Annotated in this window: 14 protein-coding genes; 8 read left to right on the top strand and 6 right to left on the bottom strand. The window is 29.7% G+C overall.

What is annotated here, in order from left to right; genetic code table 11:
- The first annotated feature begins 15 nt into the window (after window positions 1-15).
- Window positions 16-540 (top strand): OmpH family outer membrane protein, encoded by a 525-nt coding sequence (locus GFV01_RS02395; RefSeq protein WP_160564557.1) that lies wholly within the window; start codon window positions 16-18, stop codon window positions 538-540.
- A 161-nt stretch (window positions 541-701) separates the two neighbouring features.
- Here the strand turns inward: GFV01_RS02395 and murF are convergent, their stop codons facing one another.
- Window positions 702-1,979, bottom strand: a complete 1,278-nt coding sequence (gene murF, locus GFV01_RS02390; RefSeq protein WP_160564555.1) for a UDP-N-acetylmuramoyl-tripeptide--D-alanyl-D-alanine ligase — start codon at window positions 1,977-1,979, stop codon at window positions 702-704.
- A 322-nt stretch (window positions 1,980-2,301) separates the two neighbouring features.
- Window positions 2,302-3,240, bottom strand: a complete 939-nt coding sequence (mdh, locus tag GFV01_RS02385; protein WP_160564553.1) for a malate dehydrogenase — start codon at window positions 3,238-3,240, stop codon at window positions 2,302-2,304.
- Window positions 3,241-3,395: 155 nt separating this feature from the next.
- Here mdh and GFV01_RS02380 point away from each other — a divergent pair, with 155 nt between their 5' ends.
- From GFV01_RS02380 to GFV01_RS02370, 3 genes are all read left to right on the top strand, one after another.
- Window positions 3,396-4,112 carry a glycosyltransferase gene (locus GFV01_RS02380; RefSeq protein WP_160564551.1) on the top strand — a complete coding sequence of 239 codons (717 nt, stop codon included), beginning with the start codon at window positions 3,396-3,398 and terminating at the stop codon, window positions 4,110-4,112.
- Window positions 4,109-4,774, top strand: coding sequence for a lipid-A-disaccharide synthase N-terminal domain-containing protein (locus GFV01_RS02375; RefSeq protein ID WP_160564549.1), 666 nt, complete (start codon window positions 4,109-4,111; stop codon window positions 4,772-4,774). The genes GFV01_RS02380 and GFV01_RS02375 overlap by 4 nt, the downstream gene beginning before the upstream one ends.
- Before the next feature lie 99 nt (window positions 4,775-4,873).
- Window positions 4,874-6,529 (top strand): glycosyltransferase family 39 protein, encoded by a 1,656-nt coding sequence (locus GFV01_RS02370; RefSeq protein ID WP_160564547.1) that lies wholly within the window; start codon window positions 4,874-4,876, stop codon window positions 6,527-6,529.
- 7 nt (window positions 6,530-6,536) lie between these two features.
- Here the strand turns inward: GFV01_RS02370 and GFV01_RS02365 are convergent, their stop codons facing one another.
- Window positions 6,537-7,292, bottom strand: coding sequence for a Kdo domain containing protein (locus GFV01_RS02365; protein ID WP_160564545.1), 756 nt, complete (start codon window positions 7,290-7,292; stop codon window positions 6,537-6,539).
- A 155-nt stretch (window positions 7,293-7,447) separates the two neighbouring features.
- Here GFV01_RS02365 and GFV01_RS02360 point away from each other — a divergent pair, with 155 nt between their 5' ends.
- The gene (locus GFV01_RS02360; protein WP_160564543.1) at window positions 7,448-9,916 is read left to right on the top strand and encodes a hypothetical protein; all 2,469 of its coding nucleotides are present in this window, start codon (window positions 7,448-7,450) and stop codon (window positions 9,914-9,916) included.
- 293 nt (window positions 9,917-10,209) lie between these two features.
- On the opposite strand, the gene aspS is transcribed toward GFV01_RS02360, so the two are convergent.
- From aspS to GFV01_RS02345, 3 genes are all read right to left on the bottom strand, one after another.
- Window positions 10,210-11,961 carry an aspartate--tRNA ligase gene (aspS, locus tag GFV01_RS02355; protein WP_160564541.1) on the bottom strand — a complete coding sequence of 584 codons (1,752 nt, stop codon included), beginning with the start codon at window positions 11,959-11,961 and terminating at the stop codon, window positions 10,210-10,212.
- 371 nt (window positions 11,962-12,332) lie between these two features.
- Entirely contained in the window at window positions 12,333-13,226 is an 894-nt protein-coding gene (locus tag GFV01_RS02350; RefSeq protein ID WP_160564539.1) for a CorA family divalent cation transporter, read from the bottom strand.
- Window positions 13,227-13,479: 253 nt separating this feature from the next.
- A complete protein-coding gene (locus tag GFV01_RS02345; protein ID WP_160564537.1) occupies window positions 13,480-14,109 on the bottom strand; it encodes an SMI1/KNR4 family protein in 630 nt (209 codons plus the stop codon).
- Between the two features lie 295 nt (window positions 14,110-14,404).
- Here GFV01_RS02345 and pepE point away from each other — a divergent pair, with 295 nt between their 5' ends.
- The 3 genes from pepE (at window position 14,405) to GFV01_RS02330 (ending at window position 16,896) form a co-directional block, all read left to right on the top strand.
- The gene (gene pepE / locus GFV01_RS02340; RefSeq protein ID WP_160564535.1) at window positions 14,405-15,112 is read left to right on the top strand and encodes a dipeptidase PepE; all 708 of its coding nucleotides are present in this window, start codon (window positions 14,405-14,407) and stop codon (window positions 15,110-15,112) included.
- Between the two features lie 66 nt (window positions 15,113-15,178).
- On the top strand, window positions 15,179-16,144 hold the full coding sequence (locus tag GFV01_RS02335) for a type I phosphomannose isomerase catalytic subunit (RefSeq protein WP_160564534.1): 966 nt from the start codon (window positions 15,179-15,181) through the stop codon (window positions 16,142-16,144).
- Between the two features lie 2 nt (window positions 16,145-16,146).
- Window positions 16,147-16,896, top strand: coding sequence for a 1-acyl-sn-glycerol-3-phosphate acyltransferase (locus tag GFV01_RS02330; protein WP_255448932.1), 750 nt, complete (start codon window positions 16,147-16,149; stop codon window positions 16,894-16,896).
- Window positions 16,897-16,901 lie beyond the last annotated feature (5 nt).

Here is a 16,901-nt window from a genome sequence, read left to right as displayed (position 1 = left end):
AAAATTAGAATAAAAATGAAGAAAATCACATTAGTATTCCTCTTAACTGCAATTGTTGGAGCTTTTCAATTAGTTAAAGCTCAAAATATAGCTCATGTTAATTCAATGGAATTATTAAGCCTGATGCCTGAAAAAAAAGCAGCTGATGATCAATTAAAAACATTAGCAGACCAAAAAAAGGCAGAAATTAAAAAACAAGAAGACAGTTTTTCTGCTAAGTATGAAAAAATTCAAAAAGATTTGCAAGGAAAATCACAAGCTGATCTTGAAAAAATGAAAGATCAACTTCAAAAATACGAAGAAGATTTCCAAAAAGATCAACAAAGTCTAGTAGCTTTACGAGAAGAAGCAGCAAAAGCTTTAGATAAAAAACAAGCAGATTTATATGAGCCTATCATGAAAAAAGCACAAGATGCAATTGATAGTGTTGCTAAATCTAAAGGTTACCTTTATGTTTTTGATACTTCTCAACCTTCTCTTTTATATGCTGAAGGACCAAATATTCTAAATGATGTTAAAGCTAAATTAGGAATAAAATAAGAATTAAGATAGAACAAAATAAAAGAGGCTTAATAGCCTCTTTTTTTATATATAAAAACAAAAAATTAGATTAAAACTTTAACATTTATGGTAAAGAATTTATGATGTAATAAACACCTTATATGATAATAATTTACCCAAGAAATTACACCTAAATAATTTTAAGGTAAAAAATCGATGAGCTTTTCTAAAGCCATGGCGCGAGAACCTTTCAATAAAATATTTTGCGTTGGTAGGGTATGGTTTTTAAGATATTCTCTCATGTCATTAGTTGTATGAAATTTTTGAACTCTGGTAGTCGTTGTCTTGGTAGAATAAAAATTTTCACCAACTAAATAAATAAAATCAAAATTTAAATTTTCTGCAAGATTTACAATCTTTTGATGTTCTAAAACCGATTCGCTGCCCAATTCATACATATCTCCAATAATTATAGATTTAGTTCCTTTGAAATGAGAGAAATTTTCTAAGGATACTTCCATGCTGCTCGGATTAGCATTATAGGTATCTAATACTAAAACTACATTTTCCTTTTCTACAACTTGTGAACGTTGATTTTGAGGGGAATAATTTTCTATTCCTTTTTTAATCGTATTTATATCTATACCAAAATAAAGCCCTAAGGAAAAAGCGGCGCAAATATTTGTAAAATTGTATTGACCGGTAAGTTGAGAATTAATAACAAGGTCTTTATATTGAATGCTAACCCGATGGTTATTTTCTAATAAAGAAAATGTATATGAGCCATGAGAACCGAAAGTTATTTTTTCAATTCCTTGACTCAAAGAAACTTGTAAAGGATCGTCGGTATTTATCAGAGCCTTTTTTTTATATTCTCTCAAGAAAGCATAAAGTTCTGATTTTCCTTTAATTACTCCTTCTTTGCCTCCAAAACCTTCTAAATGAGCTTTACCAAAATTTGTTATATAGCCAATAGTTGGTTGAGAAATACCGCTTAATAATTCAATTTCTTTACGATGATTGGCCCCCATTTCAATAATAGCAATTTCATGCTCGGGATTTATAGATAAGATGGTAAGCGGTACTCCAATATGGTTATTTAAATTACCCTGTGTGTATAAAACCTTAAATTTTTCATTTAAAACGGAAGCTATTAGTTCTTTAGAAGTAGTTTTACCATTACTTCCGGTTAAACCAATAACAGGAATGTTTATTTGATTTCTGTGATATCTTGCTAAATTTTGTAAAGCAACTAAAGAATTTTCAAAATAGAAAATGCCTTTTTCAGGATTTGATACATCAATATCATCTACAACTGCAGCTAAAGCGCCATTTTTTATTGCTTGTTCAGCAAATCTATTTCCATCAAAATTATTTCCTTTTAAAGCAAAAAATAAATTGCTTTTTTCAATTTTTCTGGTGTCCGTTGCAATTCCTGAAGATTGCAAAAAAATGGAATATAATTCAATAATTGTCATATATAATCTTCCTGGTTTACTTTGAAATTTACTATACAAAAATAAATAATTGTTAGCTACATAGATCAATAATCAATCTTTAATAATTCAATCATATAAATATAGTCAGAACAAATAAAAGTCGTTTTTGATATATGTTTTATTTAAAAAAAATCAAAAATTTCAAATAAATAAATTTATGAAGTTAACGAACGGTTAATTAGATTGAAATTATTTCTTCTGATTTGTAGTAGAGAAACTGATTATAATATAGATGTTAAATTTATATGAAAAAAAACAGCTTACTAATAAGCTGTTTTAAATTTATTTAGTTTTTACAACTTTATAGAACCTTCATTTCGTATAAAACATTATTCATATTTCTTACCGCATCAGCTGAAGCTTTAAATTTAGCTTTTTCAGTGTCATTGAGTTCCAGTTCAACAATTTTTTCAATACCGTTTTTACCTAAAACTACAGGTACTCCAATACAAATATCGGTTTCACCATATTCACCGTCTAGGTAAACGGAACAAGGAATTACTTTTTTCTCGTCTCTAATAATAGATTCAACCACTGCAGTTCCGGCAGCCCCGGGAGCATACCATGCTGAAGTTCCTAATAGTTTAGTTAATGTAGCACCACCAACCATTGTATCGGAAGCAACCTTTTCTAATTTATCTGCAGATAATATTTTTGAAAAAGGTACCCCTTGGCAAGAAGCAAAACGAGTTAAAGGAATCATCGTTGTATCCCCGTGTCCCCCTATAACAGTAGCTTGAATATCGTTTTGAGAAGCTCCACTAGCTAAAGATAAGTAGGTTTTGAATCGAGATGAATCCAATGCCCCTCCCATACCAATAACTCTAGATTTAGGTAATCCTAAAGATTTAAGAGCTAAATAGGTCATAGTATCCATAGGATTCGAAATAATTACCAATATAGCTTCCGGTGAATATTTTAATATGTTAGTTGCAACGTCTTTAACAATTCCAGCATTAGTACCAATAAGATCTTCACGACTCATTCCCGGTTTTCTGGGAATGCCTGAAGTAATCACGGCAACATGAGATCCGGCAGTTTTAGAATAATCGTTAGTACTTCCCGTAATAGTAGTGTCAAATCCTAAAAGTGATGTGGTTTGAGTTAAATCTAAAGCTTTACCTTCGGCAAAACCTTCTTTTATATCAACGATTACTAGTTCGTCAACTATTTCTTTCCTTGCAATGTTATCAGCACAAGTAGCCCCTACGGCTCCGGCGCCTACTACAGTTACTTTCATATTTTTATACTTAATTTATTGTTAATAATCTTCTCAAAGGTATAATAAGTTTAATTATAATAAAATGTCGTTTATCATCTTTTAAAACATAACTCTCCAATTTTAAATTCACTATTTTTTTAATAAATTTGATAATTATTTTACATCCCACATACATGGAATATGAATTAACGGTAATCATACCGGTTTTTAATGAAGAAGATAATCTTGAACGAGTTAAAGAAGAAATGTTGGCATTTCTACATGCTGCTAAGAAAAAGTCAAAAGTACTTTTTGTTAATGACGGTTCTAAAGATTCAAGTCTTTTGGTAATTCAAAAAATTTGCAACGAAAATCAAGAATTCTTTTATATATCATTCGATAAAAATTATGGATTAAGTGCCGCAATAAAGGCCGGATTTGATTATGCCGATACACAATGGGTTGGATATATTGATGCAGATCTTCAAACATCTCCGATGGATTTCAACATTCTTTTAGATTATGCGGATCAATACCAATTGGTTACAGGAGTTCGATCCAACAGGAAAGACAGTAAAGTTAAAAATCTTTCATCGAAAATTGCGAATGGAATCCGACGTGCTTTTACTCATGACGGGATGGATGATACGGGGTGTCCTTTAAAAATTATTCAAACTGAATATGCGAAAAAAATTCCGATGTTTAAAGGATTGCATCGTTTTCTACCGGCAATGATATTACTTCAAAACGGAAAAATTAAACAACTTCCGGTTCAGCATTTCGAAAGAATAGCCGGTAAATCCAAATTTCATTTATGGAATCGTCTGATTGGGCCTCTAAGTGATTGCTTTGCTTACATTTGGATGAAAAATAAATATATCAATTATAAAGTAGCTGAGAAAAAAATATGAAAAATATCTTAGCTGAGAATTTTTTTTCTAATGATCTATTTGTAAAGTATTTTACCCTAAGTTTAGGTTTTCTTGCACAAATACTTTTTTCAAGTAGAATGATAATTCAATGGATTTCAGCAGAAAAAAATAAAAAGGTTACTTCTGATCTCATTTTTTGGCAGGTAAGTCTAGTTGCTTCATTCTTTTTATTCGTTTACGGATATTTGAGACATGATTTTTCAATCATGCTAGGGCAATTGATAACTTATTATATTTACATAAGGAATATTCAGCTTCATGATGCCTGGATGAAATATCATGTAGTTTTTAGATATATCTTATATTTATTTCCTGTTGTGGCAATTATATTTAGCCTTTGGAACAGTGCTTTTGATTTACATAAACTTTTTAGCAGGGAAAATATACCCTTATGGTTACTAATATGGGGAAGCCTCGGACAAGTTTTATTTATCATGCGATTTATCTATCAATGGATTTATTCGGAAAAAATTAAGAAATCGGAATTACCTATGGGCTTTTGGATTTTAAGCCTTACCGGATCATTGATGATCTTTATTTATTCAATTATCAGAAAAGACCCTGTATTATTTGCCGGGCATATCATAGGTATTATTGTTTATACAAGAAACATAATTATCTTGAAGAAATGTGATAGTTAAATAAAAGATAGTTAATAAAATATATTTGACTATTTTTCGATTATATAGTAATGAAAATTTTTTATTTAAAAATATCATTTTAAATAAAATAAAATATGCATGAAAAATAATAACACTAAGCATATAATAGTATTGTTTTGCACTTCTCTGATTATATTAGGGGTAAACTTAGGAGTCATGCCGGTTAATATAATGGAGGCACGAAACTTTATCACTGCAAGAGAAATGGTACAAGACGGACATTGGTTTTTGACTACATTAAACGGAGAACCTAGGTATGAAAAACCGCCTCTTCCAACTTGGATGACTGCTTTTTTTGGGTATTTATTCGGATTTCATTCGGTGGCAATTTTACGTATATCCGTAGTTCTTGTGACCATGCTCCTCGTATTTTATATCTATAAATTTTCACTCAAATTAGGGCTTACAGGGCAAACCGGTTTTCAAAACGGATTAATTCTATTAACTTCTTTTTACGTTTATTTTGCGGGTAGAGATAATCAATGGGATATTTACTGTCACAGTTTTATGATTGTTTCAATATTTTATCTATGGAATTTATTACGTTTGAAAAACGGTGCAATAAAAAATTCAATACTGGGAGGAATTTTTCTTGCCTTTTCCATGCTTAGTAAAGGCCCTGTTTCATTATATGCATTGCTGCTTCCGTTTTTAATTTCTTATGGGTTTATTTATAAATTTAATTTTAAAAATAAAAAAATTTTAAAACCACTATGTATTTATATACTTATTGGTCTTATAGGAGGCCTTTCTTGGTCGGCTTATGTACATTGGATGGATCCTGAACATTTGAATTCAATGGCAAAAAAAGAAACAGCCCGTTGGATTAATGACTATAACTCCAAATCCTTTTTTTATTATTGGAGCTTTTTTACTCAATCCGGAGTATGGACGATATCTTCCTTAGTAGCTCTCTTTTATCCTTATATGAAAAATAAGGTTTCCAACCTTAAAGCCTATCAATTTACCTTACTGTGGACACTATTTTCCTTGCTTTTACTCAGTGTTATTCCGGAAAAAAAAGTGCGGTATATTTTACCCACCTTAATTCCTCTTGCTTTGAATACAGGATTCTATATAGAATTCATTCTTAAGGGAATTAAAAATAAAAAAGATTCTGTGTTGATTAAGATAAACTTTGGGTTATTAGGTTTAGTAGGAATTGTTTATCCTTTGGTACTATATTTATTTTTTAAAGAAAAAATTACGCGACAATCCGATTGGGCATTATACTCATCCCTGATTTTATTTATAGTAGGAATTAGTATTATGTATTTCCTTATTAAAAAATCTTGGCACCGTGTATTTAATTCAATTATACTATTACAATGTGTGGTTATCATTTTTGTTTTCCCTCTAGCCAAAAGTTTTTTGTATAATCCCAATTACAAACCTGTAAAAGATTTGCATAGATTTACTACGAATAAAATGACCTTGTATGATTATAAATACATGTCACCCGAAATTGTTTGGGATTACGAAGATAAGATTCCATCTATTGACAAGGTAGGAATTAGAGATCAATTGGTATTAAAAAATAAAAATTATGTCGGAGTCCTTTGCTTTCAAAAAGATACGGAAAATTTAATTAAAGAATTAAGCTCAATTTATAACGTTAAAAAAGTTTCGTATGTTGATTTAAATACTGTGGCTCCTTCCGGCAAATCATACAAAGAGAGATTAGCTCGTGACTTCCTAATTATTTATAAAAAATCAAATTCAAATCAAGAATAAATGATAGCTATTTAAATATTTTTTTTAAAAAACGTTTAAATTTTGCTTTCGATTCAATTTTACGATTAAATTCTTTCTGATAATGATCAATTTTAGATTTTACTTCATGTAAAGGATATCCGGAAACCTTAGAATATTCTTCAATTAATAGGTCTAAATAGGGTTGCTCTTTAATATTATTTGATAAACTTTTCATCTTAATATCAAAAGATAACTCTTCATGAAATTCCATTCTGTTTAAATCTACCAAATACATTTCGTAATCGTTATTTTTACGGATAATAAGAGTATTTCCGGGTGTATTATCTTTAATATAAACCCCTTTAGTATGAACATAGTAGGAAAACCGAGCAAAGGCTTTCACACATTCAAAACCATCCGGTTGATCATATAATTCACGCAAGGTAAAATCATAGGAAACATATTTTGATATGTAATAACTGGAAGTTAAACCCATGATATCAAAATTTTCAATATAGGCTAAAGGTTCAGGATTTAATATATATAATTCCAAAAGTTTTGTTCCGTGTTCAAAAGATCTTCTAGCTTTGGATTTTCTAAAATATCGATATACAAATTTATTAATTAAGTGAGGTTTTTTAAAACTTTTAATTGTAATATAATCTCCCTTAAAAGGAACTTTTTTTATAACATTTCTTTCCGGGTTTCCAAGTATTTCATCATAACTATCAAAATTATTGATAATGTTTAATAATTCATCTTTGCTTTCCTGATATTTTTTGTTTAGAATGTATTTGCGCATTTAATATAAAAATTATAATTATTTTTAATAACAAATTTAGCTTATATTTAAGGTTTTATAAGATAAGAGATAATAAGTGAAATAGTAGGCATTTAAAAACAACAAATTTAATAAATTTTCGTTTTTTTATTAGCTTTGTCAATTATAAGAAATAAATGAAGAAAATTATATATTCAATTCTGATTTTAAGCCTTTTGGGAGGCTGTTCAACCAAAAAAAACGGGATAACTCATCGTACATATCATCGGATTACTACTTGGAACAATACTTTATTCAACGGCCAAGAAGCATTAAATGAAGAATTGAAATCAAGAAACTCAAGATACAGGGATAATTTTTCTGCCATTTTACCGGTAGAACCGGGTAATCCTTTTGTGGATGAAAAAGAAAATTCTCTTGATAATTTCTTAGCAAGTTCAGATAATAACACTGCAAATCTATCAGGAGAACTTAAAGATAATCTAAAAAATTTAGATGCCCAAGGAGCCATAAATTCCTTATCTGACGCTTTTGGTAAGATGTTAGGTGCAGGTAATGATTCAAAAGCGCAAGGTTATGACAAAGCTATAGAAAAAGGAAAGAAAGCCATTGAAAAACATTCAATGCTTATAAAAGGAAAAGAATATAATTCCATGATGAGTGAGGCTTATCTTTTATTAGCCAGAGCTTATTATTATAAAAGAGATCCGTTTGAATCTCTTAACTATTTGAATTATATGAATTCAACCTTAGTAAAAAATACTAAAAAAGCTCAAGTTGAAGGTTATATGGCTTTAGCACAAGCACAATCAGGAAATTCTTTTCAAGCGAATGAGATTTATGAAAAACTCATCAATCAAAAATTAAAAAAAAGAGATGCAAAATTTATCTCTAAAATATATTCTCAATTTTTAATTGATGAAAAAAGATATTCAGAAGCTGTAAAAGCTTTAGAAATTGCAAAAAAATATGATAAATGCAATACAAACCAAGCCCGTTTTAGTTTTATTCAAGGTCAATTATCAGAAAAATTGAACGAAAAGGATTTGGCAAGAAACTATTATAATTTAGCTTTTAAGAAAAAATCTACTCCTGAATTGGAGATCAAATCACAAATAGCTTTATCTAGATTGTATAAAAAAGAGGATAGCTTAGCCTATACGAATAGAATTAAATTTTTAAAAGGGTTAACCAAAAAAGGATTATACCAATCCAGAAAAAATGAAATTTACTATGCAATGGGTCTAACTTCCTTAAATGAAGAAAGAAATAAAGATGCGATGAACTATTTTTTTGCATCTTTAAAAGAGGAAGAGAGTGATCCTCAAATACGAGCATTAGTTTATCAAGAAATAGGAGATAATTATTTTTCAAAACCTGACTATGTCTATGCAAGTGCCTATTATGATAGCGCAATTTCAAGATTTGTTGATCCGGCAATGAAAAGAAAATTAACAGCTAAAAATAAAGTTTTAGAAGAAGTAACCAAAAAATATTACTTAGTAAAAAAGAATGATAGTATTATTATGGTTGCTAAAATGTTACCCGAGCAAAGAAATAATTATTATCAAAAATATATAAATCAACTAAAAGAAAAAGAAGAAAAAGAAAGATTACAACAAGAAAAGAATCAAAGAAGAGAAAATAATACCGAGTTTGCTACCGAATCGTTTGAAAATACAACATCTGCATTTACGATGATTACACCCAATACCAAAGGAAAATGGTATTTTTATAATAATAACCTGAAGCAAGTAGGTCAATCAGAATTTAGAAAACAATGGGGGGATAGAATGTTGGAGGATAACTGGCGAATAAGCAATAAGATTTCCAATTTAGATGATGTTAAAACGCAATTATCGGGTCAATCAGATTCTAAGAATCCTAGACGATTCGAGGTTGAGTATTATACAGAAAATTTACCTAAAAGTCAATCAGAAATAGATGTTTTAAAAAATCAGAGAGATTCTGTGGAATTATCATTAGGAATTTTATATTATGATCAGTTACATGATGTAAAATCAGCTACCTCCACTTTAGAACATTTATTATCAACTCAACCTTACAATAAGGAAATAAAAGTTTTGGCAATGTATAACTTGTATCGGTTTAATCAAGGAGAAAATCAAGTGTTAGCAAAAAAATACTCAGATATAATAACTAGCCAATATCCTGATACTAAATATGCTTACGCTATTTTGCATCCTCAAGTTAACGAATTAAAAACTAATTCTTCAGATGCAATCTTGTTTTATGAAAATGCCTATCAAAAATACAAAAGCGGTAACTATTCAGAAGTAAAAGACATGGCAAGTCAGGCACTTTCCAAATATCCCAAAGATGAGATAATAGCTAAATTTACCTTGCTTTCCGCTTTTTGCGATGCAAAACTAGGAAATAAAGAAGAGTTTGAACAATCGTTAGAACATATTGCTGTCTTATATAAAGATAAAGAAGAGGGAAAGAAGGCTGCAGATTTATTAAAATTCTTTAAAGATAAAGAAAAGGAAAACAACAAAAAATCTGTAATAGCCAATGATCCTGAAATCAAAGCTAATGTCCCGGTATCAGAAACAAATTCAATGAATTTGCCTCCACTGGAAAATTGGCAAAACAATGACGTGGATATCGATAGTATAGATTAAACGGGTTCGCTAAACTTAGTAAGTATAACTTTTAAAAAGATGTATTTAGCTAACTAAATGCTATCTACTGGGTTATATGATTTAAATCATATAATTATTTAAAATCATTCTAAATAAAAAACATAACTTTGAATTGATAAATGAAAAATTTACTTTATATAAATAAAGTAAAGGAGTAATTTTCACTGTGTGTTCTCACAAAATTGGTTTTATTTTATTTAGTTTATAAAGCAAAATTTTTGGTTACAAAAATTTTGCTTTTTATTTTTACTAGGGATATTATAAGAATTGATTTATTCTTTGGTTATTTTTAAGTTTAATTCCTCTAGTTGTTGCTCATGAATATAGGAAGGAGCATCTATCATAACATCTCTTCCCGAATTATTTTTGGGAAAAGCAATATAATCTCGGATTACTTCTTGTCCTCCTAAAATAGCTACAAAACGATCAAAGCCAAAAGCTATACCGCCATGAGGAGGAGCACCAAATTTAAAAGCATTCATTAAAAAACCAAATTGAGCTTCGGCTTCTTCTTGAGAAAATCCTAATAAAGAAAGCATTTTTCCTTGTAATTCTTTATTATAGATACGAACAGAACCTCCTCCAATTTCATTACCGTTTAAAACGAGGTCATAAGCATTGGCTCTAACTTCTCCGGGGTGGGTATCCAAAAGAGAAATATCTTCAGGTTTTGGAGAGGTAAACGGATGATGCATGGCAACATACCTGTTTTCTTCCTCATCCCATTCAAGTAACGGAAAATCGACAATCCATAAAGGAGCATAAACCTCAGGATCTCGTAAGCCTAAACGTTCAGCCAATTCCATACGTAGCGCACTTAATTGAGGGCGCACTTTATGAGCTTGCCCCGATAAAATTAAGATCAAATCACCGGGTTGAGCATTTGCTTTTTGTATGACTACTTTTAGTTTTTCTTCAGAATAAAACTTATCTACAGAAGATTTAATACTTCCGTCTTCATTGTAACGTATATATACCAATCCCGATGCACCTATTTGAGGTCTTTTTACCCAATCGGTCAATTCGTCCAGCTGTTTTCTAGTATAAACAGCACATTTTTCAACGTTAATACCAACCACTAATTCCGCATCATCAAATACTTTAAAACCGCTGTTCTGTAATTCTTCATTGAATTCAATAAATTCCATTCCGAATCGAATGTCCGGCTTATCATTACCGTATTTCTTCATTGCTTCCGCATAAGTCATTCGAGGGAATTTATCAAAAGAAAGATTTTTCAGCTCTTTTAAAAGATGTTTGGTCAAACCTTCAAATGTTCTGAGAATATCTTCTTGTTCAACAAAAGACATTTCGCAATCAATTTGAGTGAATTCGGGTTGGCGGTCTGCACGTAAATCTTCATCACGAAAACACTTAACTAATTGAAAATATTTATCTAGACCCCCAACCATAAGTAATTGTTTAAAAGTTTGAGGCGATTGAGGTAAGGCATAAAATTGTCCGGGATTCATACGAGACGGAACCACGAAGTCTCTTGCTCCTTCAGGTGTAGACTTTATTAAGACAGGGGTCTCCACTTCAATAAATCCTTCTTGAGATAAATAATTTCTTACCAGTTGAGCAACCTTACTTCTGAAAATTAATTTTTCTTTCACCGGATTACGTCTTATATCCAAATATCTGTATTTCATACGTAATTCTTCGCCTCCGTCCGTCTCATCTTCAATTGTAAATGGTGGAACCAACGATGGATTAAGTATGGATAATTCTTCAACTAAAATTTCAATAGCACCTGTAGGCAAATTAGGATTTTTACTGGATCTTTCAATTACTGTTCCTGAGGCTTGAATAACAAATTCACGACCTAATTTTTTTGCTTTATCAATTAAATTCTTATCGGTTCGTTGTTCATCAAAAACAAGTTGAGTGATTCCATATCGATCGCGTAAATCTATCCAGGTAAGGAATCCTTTATCACGAATAGTTTGGATCCATCCGGCAAGAATTACTTTTTGTCCTATATTTGATTCATTAAGTTCTCCGCAGGTGTTGGTTCTATACATGTTGACAATTTTTATACAAAAATAATTATAATCTATTGAATAGGAATTAGAAATTTTACGTTAATGTAAATTTTAAAAGGTACTAGATTTCTCAACAATTATTTTTTGATTCAGTAGTTTTTTCAATTATTTACTAGGAAAAATAATTAGTTTAGATTTAACCTATAGAAAATTAAAAGAATAACTAATCATAGTTATTTGAGTCGTCAGCAATAAAAATCCTCTTGTATTATTTTATCTTATAGATAAAAAAATATTTAAAAACCTTAAATGATTATAAAAAAAGAGTTAAAAGTAAAATATCACGAATTGAAAATTGGTTTGAAATCGTAGTACTTAAGTCAAATTAATTGAAATTTTTTGAAAAAGTTTTAAAGCCATTTTTTTTTCTTCAACCAATAATAAATAATCAGGGTAATAATAAACATAATCAATAATATGATCGGATACCCCAATTTAAATTCCAGTTCAGGCATATAATGAAAATTCATCCCGTAAATACCCGCAATAAATGTCAAGGGCATAAAGAATATTGAGAAAATGGTAAGAGTTTTCATTATCTCATTGGTCTTTTGTGAAGATAGGGAAATATATAAATTGAGTAAATTATTGAGGTCGTCTATAACTTGCTCATAAAGAGTTGTTAACTTTAGATATAAATCTTTAGCATCTTGATGGGCAGCCTTTTCTTGCTTAGAGGGTTTAATAGAGTTAATCACCTCATCCGAAAGAATTAAAAGTTTAGTACAAAGATTGGTTTTTCTTTTTAAAGAATAAATGCTTTGCAAAACTTTGGAAGAGGGATCTTTTAAAAAAAGTTTATTTTCATAAGATTCCAATCTATTAATAATGTGTAATATGGAATCATTATAAGTTTGTAATACGCTTTTTAAAATTTTTATAATAACCATATTTGTTGAGAAAGTCTGTCCCATACTTTGACATTTGTTGGCAATATCATCGATAAAGGGCATTTCAATACGGTGTATAGTAATGAGTAAAGAATCATTAAAAAAAACGGCAATTTTGTTGGAAAGACTTTCAATATTGGTGTCTTTTTTATCGCCTTTATGTACTACTCTTAATATTAGGAAGTTAATGCCATTTTCAGTTTCAAATTTTGGTAAATGATTAGGCTCTAAACTATCTGCAAGATTATAGAAATTAAGATTGCATTTTTCCGCAATTTTTTGCATTTCTTCTTTCGTAGGATTGAGTAGGTCTATCCATTCATAATTGGACTGATTAATTATTTTTACTGCCATTAAATACCTTTTTTGTAAAAGTACTACTTTTAGAAATAAGAATATTCAAAAAATAAATTAAATCATTGCAATTTTAAAAGAATTTTATAAAATAAATTACTAAATAGATAAAACTAAAATACATTATTTACATTTATCTTAATTTTTGGTAATTTGAAAAACAGATTTATATGAAGTTAATTACTTATTTGTGGACAATAGAGTTGTTTTAATAAATCATAGGTTTAGTAAACCACTTGCGTAGCAAATCGTATTAAATAATTTCCAATTCATATTTTTGTGCATGCGTAAGGAATGCTTCTTCAGATCTTGCAGAAAAATAAATATCCTCAATTCTTACATTCTCTTTATTGTAAACATACCAAAGTAAACAATCCGGTTTCCAATAAATTTGTAAACCGTTATACCTTACCACATCTTCCCATTCCGTATGGATGAAAATTTCAAAATCTTCTTCTGAAATGTTGGAAATTCCTAAATATTCATATCCACCTTGAGCGCATTGATAATACAACATGACTTTTAAAAATTCAATCAGCGGAATTTGTTCCTCATACCATTCATTTTCATTTAACAGTTGATATACTTTTGGATTAGTATTTTCCGGATCAATTTCAAATCCCCAATAGCATATATTTTGATTTTCTTCTAAAAAAACTATTTTATTATCATCTCTTTGAAGTTGCGTAGGTAAAGCAAAACGATTGAATGATTCCATCAACATTCCATTTTTTCCGGTCATCAAATAAAGATCACGAATAATATCAGGCAGTGTGAAACCCAATTTACTTTCAACTTTATCGAGTTCCGAAGACTTAACTCCGTCACTTTTAGTTAATTTTCTACCCAATAATCGCTCTGCCAAAGAATTAATAGTATTCATTTAAATAATTTTTTTCAAAATTATATATAAAATTAAATTGATAAAATGATATTTGTAACCAACAGTAATAAAAATTTAACGAATTGAAATAACCATATTCTACTTCAAATTTATTTATTCAATTCATAAAATGGAATTTGAGTTAATTTCTAGTTATATTTGACTTTAAAATGAAACAATTTATTACTTGAATTATAACATTAGTTATAGCTAATAACGTTCTCATAATGATTTATTTTAAGTAATAAATAAAGAAAAATTATTTATTTTAATAATGATTGATAATAGTAAAAAAATGAAGCTTTTATTACTCAGTAATTCCACAAATGTTGGAGAAAAATATCTTGAATTTTCAAAAAAACAAGTACAATCATTCCTGGGTACTGAAAAAATAACTATTATATTTATACCTTTTGCAGCAGTAACTTTCTCGTATGAGGAATACGAAAATAAAGTTAATGAAGCCTGGAAAGAAATAGGTATAGAAGTGAAAAGTATACATCATTTTTCAGATACTAAAGAAGCGATAGAAAGGGCAGAAGCAATTGTCGTAGGAGGGGGAAATACCTGGAATTTGGTAAAAAAATTACAACAAGAAAAATTACTTTCGCTTATCCAAGAAAGAGTTAAAGAAGGAATACCTTATATAGGTTGGAGTGCAGGATCCAATATTGCATGTCCCAGCTTGAGAACAACTAATGATATGCCAATAGTTGAACCGGAAAATTTCCAAACCTTAAATTTGATCCCTTTTCAAATTAATCCCCATTATATAGATACACATCCTGACGATTTTGGTGGAGAAACCCGTGAACAAAGAATTAGAGAGTTTATAACCTTAAATCATAATTTATATGTAGTAGGATTAAGAGAAGGTACTATGTTGCATTATGAAAATGAAAAGTTAAAGTTGATGGGAGAAAAAACGGCAAGAATTTTTAAATACAATCAACCCATTAAAGAACTGGGCTCTGAAGAAGATTTTGACTTTCTACTTACGTAAAGGTAAATTAAAAATAAGATAAATACAATTTTAAAATTGTATTTTTGCATATAAATTAACATAAGTATGTCACTATATCCATTGGTATTTCAACCTTCCTACCATTACAGAATATGGGGGGGAAATAAACTAAAACAATTCGGTAAAGAAAGTAAGGAAGAAAAACTGGGAGAAAGCTGGGAAATTTCAACTGTTCCGGGATATGTTAGTATAGTAAGCAACGGAAGCCTAAAGGGAAAAAATTTAGACGATTTAATCAAAGAGTATAAAGACCGTTTAGTAGGGAAAAAAGTATATCAGAAATATGGAGATAAATTTCCCTTACTCATTAAATTCTTAGATGCAGCTCAACCCTTATCTGTTCAAGTTCATCCCAACGATGAGTATGCAGCAGCTCACCATCATTCTTTCGGGAAAACGGAAATGTGGTATGTATTGGATTCAGAGCCCAATTCAGAGATTATACTAGGATTTGAAAAAGGAACAAATAAAACTATTTTCACGGAAAATATTGAAAAAAATACTTTAGATACAATCCTCAGAAAAATACACCCTGACAAAGGAAGTGTTATATATATACCGTCCGGTAGAGTTCATGCCATGGGAAAAGGAATTTCAGTAGTTGAAATCCAACAAAATTCAGATGTTACTTATAGAATCTACGATTATGATCGTATTGATAAGGACGGAAAAAAAAGAGAATTACATCTTGATCAAGCTAAAGAGGTAATGGATTATTCTTTTGTTGAAGATCAATTTTCATATTATGATAAAGATGCAAAAGAGACAACACTATTAGCATCTCCATATTTTACGGTTTCATCGATGGAAGTTACAGAAAATAAAATTTTAAATAACTTGTCCAATTCATTTCGTATACTGATTTGCTTAGAAGGAGAATGCACCCTATTGAATAAGACCTTACCCGTAACCCTTAAAAAAGGGGATACGGTGTTGCTTCCTGCGGAAGTTGAGAATGTTGAAGTAAAACCCTTTGTACAAACAAAACTCTTAGAAGTTCATATAGATTAAATATGAAATATCTTAAGACTTTAGCAACCATACTTTGGAGAATCTGGTTTTATATTTTAGCCGCCCTTTGCACACTTACCATTGGTGTGGTAATTTATCTGATGACTTATCAGAAAAATAATAAGCTAACCTATTTCTTTATGCGAATGTGGGGATGGGTGCTTTTCTATGGATCGGGATTTACCTATTCATTGCTATCGGAAGTAAATTTAGATCCTAAAGAAAATTACATATTTATTGCCAATCACACTTCCTTAATTGACGTGGTCTTAATGTATGTACTTCACCCTCATCATCCAATTATATTTGTAGGAAAAAAAGAGTTGGAAAAATATCCCGTATTCGGAAGAATTTATAAGAAAGTATCCATCCTGGTAGATAGATCCAGTAGACAAAGCAAACAAGCAGTTTTTTCTGCCGTAAAAAAAGAATTAACCCAACAAAATAAAAATGTGGTTATCTTTCCTGAAGGAGGGGTTCCCAAGAGAAAAATAAAATTGGAAAAATTTAAAGATGGAGCATTTATAGCTTCAATTTATTGTAATAGTCCTATTGTTGTATATGCATTTCATAATCTAAAAAATATGTTTCCATTTGTATTTAATTTAGGATATCCGGGTAAAGTTAAAGTAGAGCGTGTAAAAATATTGTATCCGAATGGAGAAACGAAAGAATCACTTAAAGAAAAAGCCTATCACCTAATTTATGAAAGGATAAAAGATGATAAGATAGATTTTATGAATGTAAAATAAGTAAT

Source organism: Apibacter sp. B2912, from assembly GCF_009827835.1.
Lineage (GTDB): Bacteria > Bacteroidota > Bacteroidia > Flavobacteriales > Weeksellaceae > Apibacter.
This window is presented reverse-complemented; position numbering and strand designations above follow the sequence as displayed.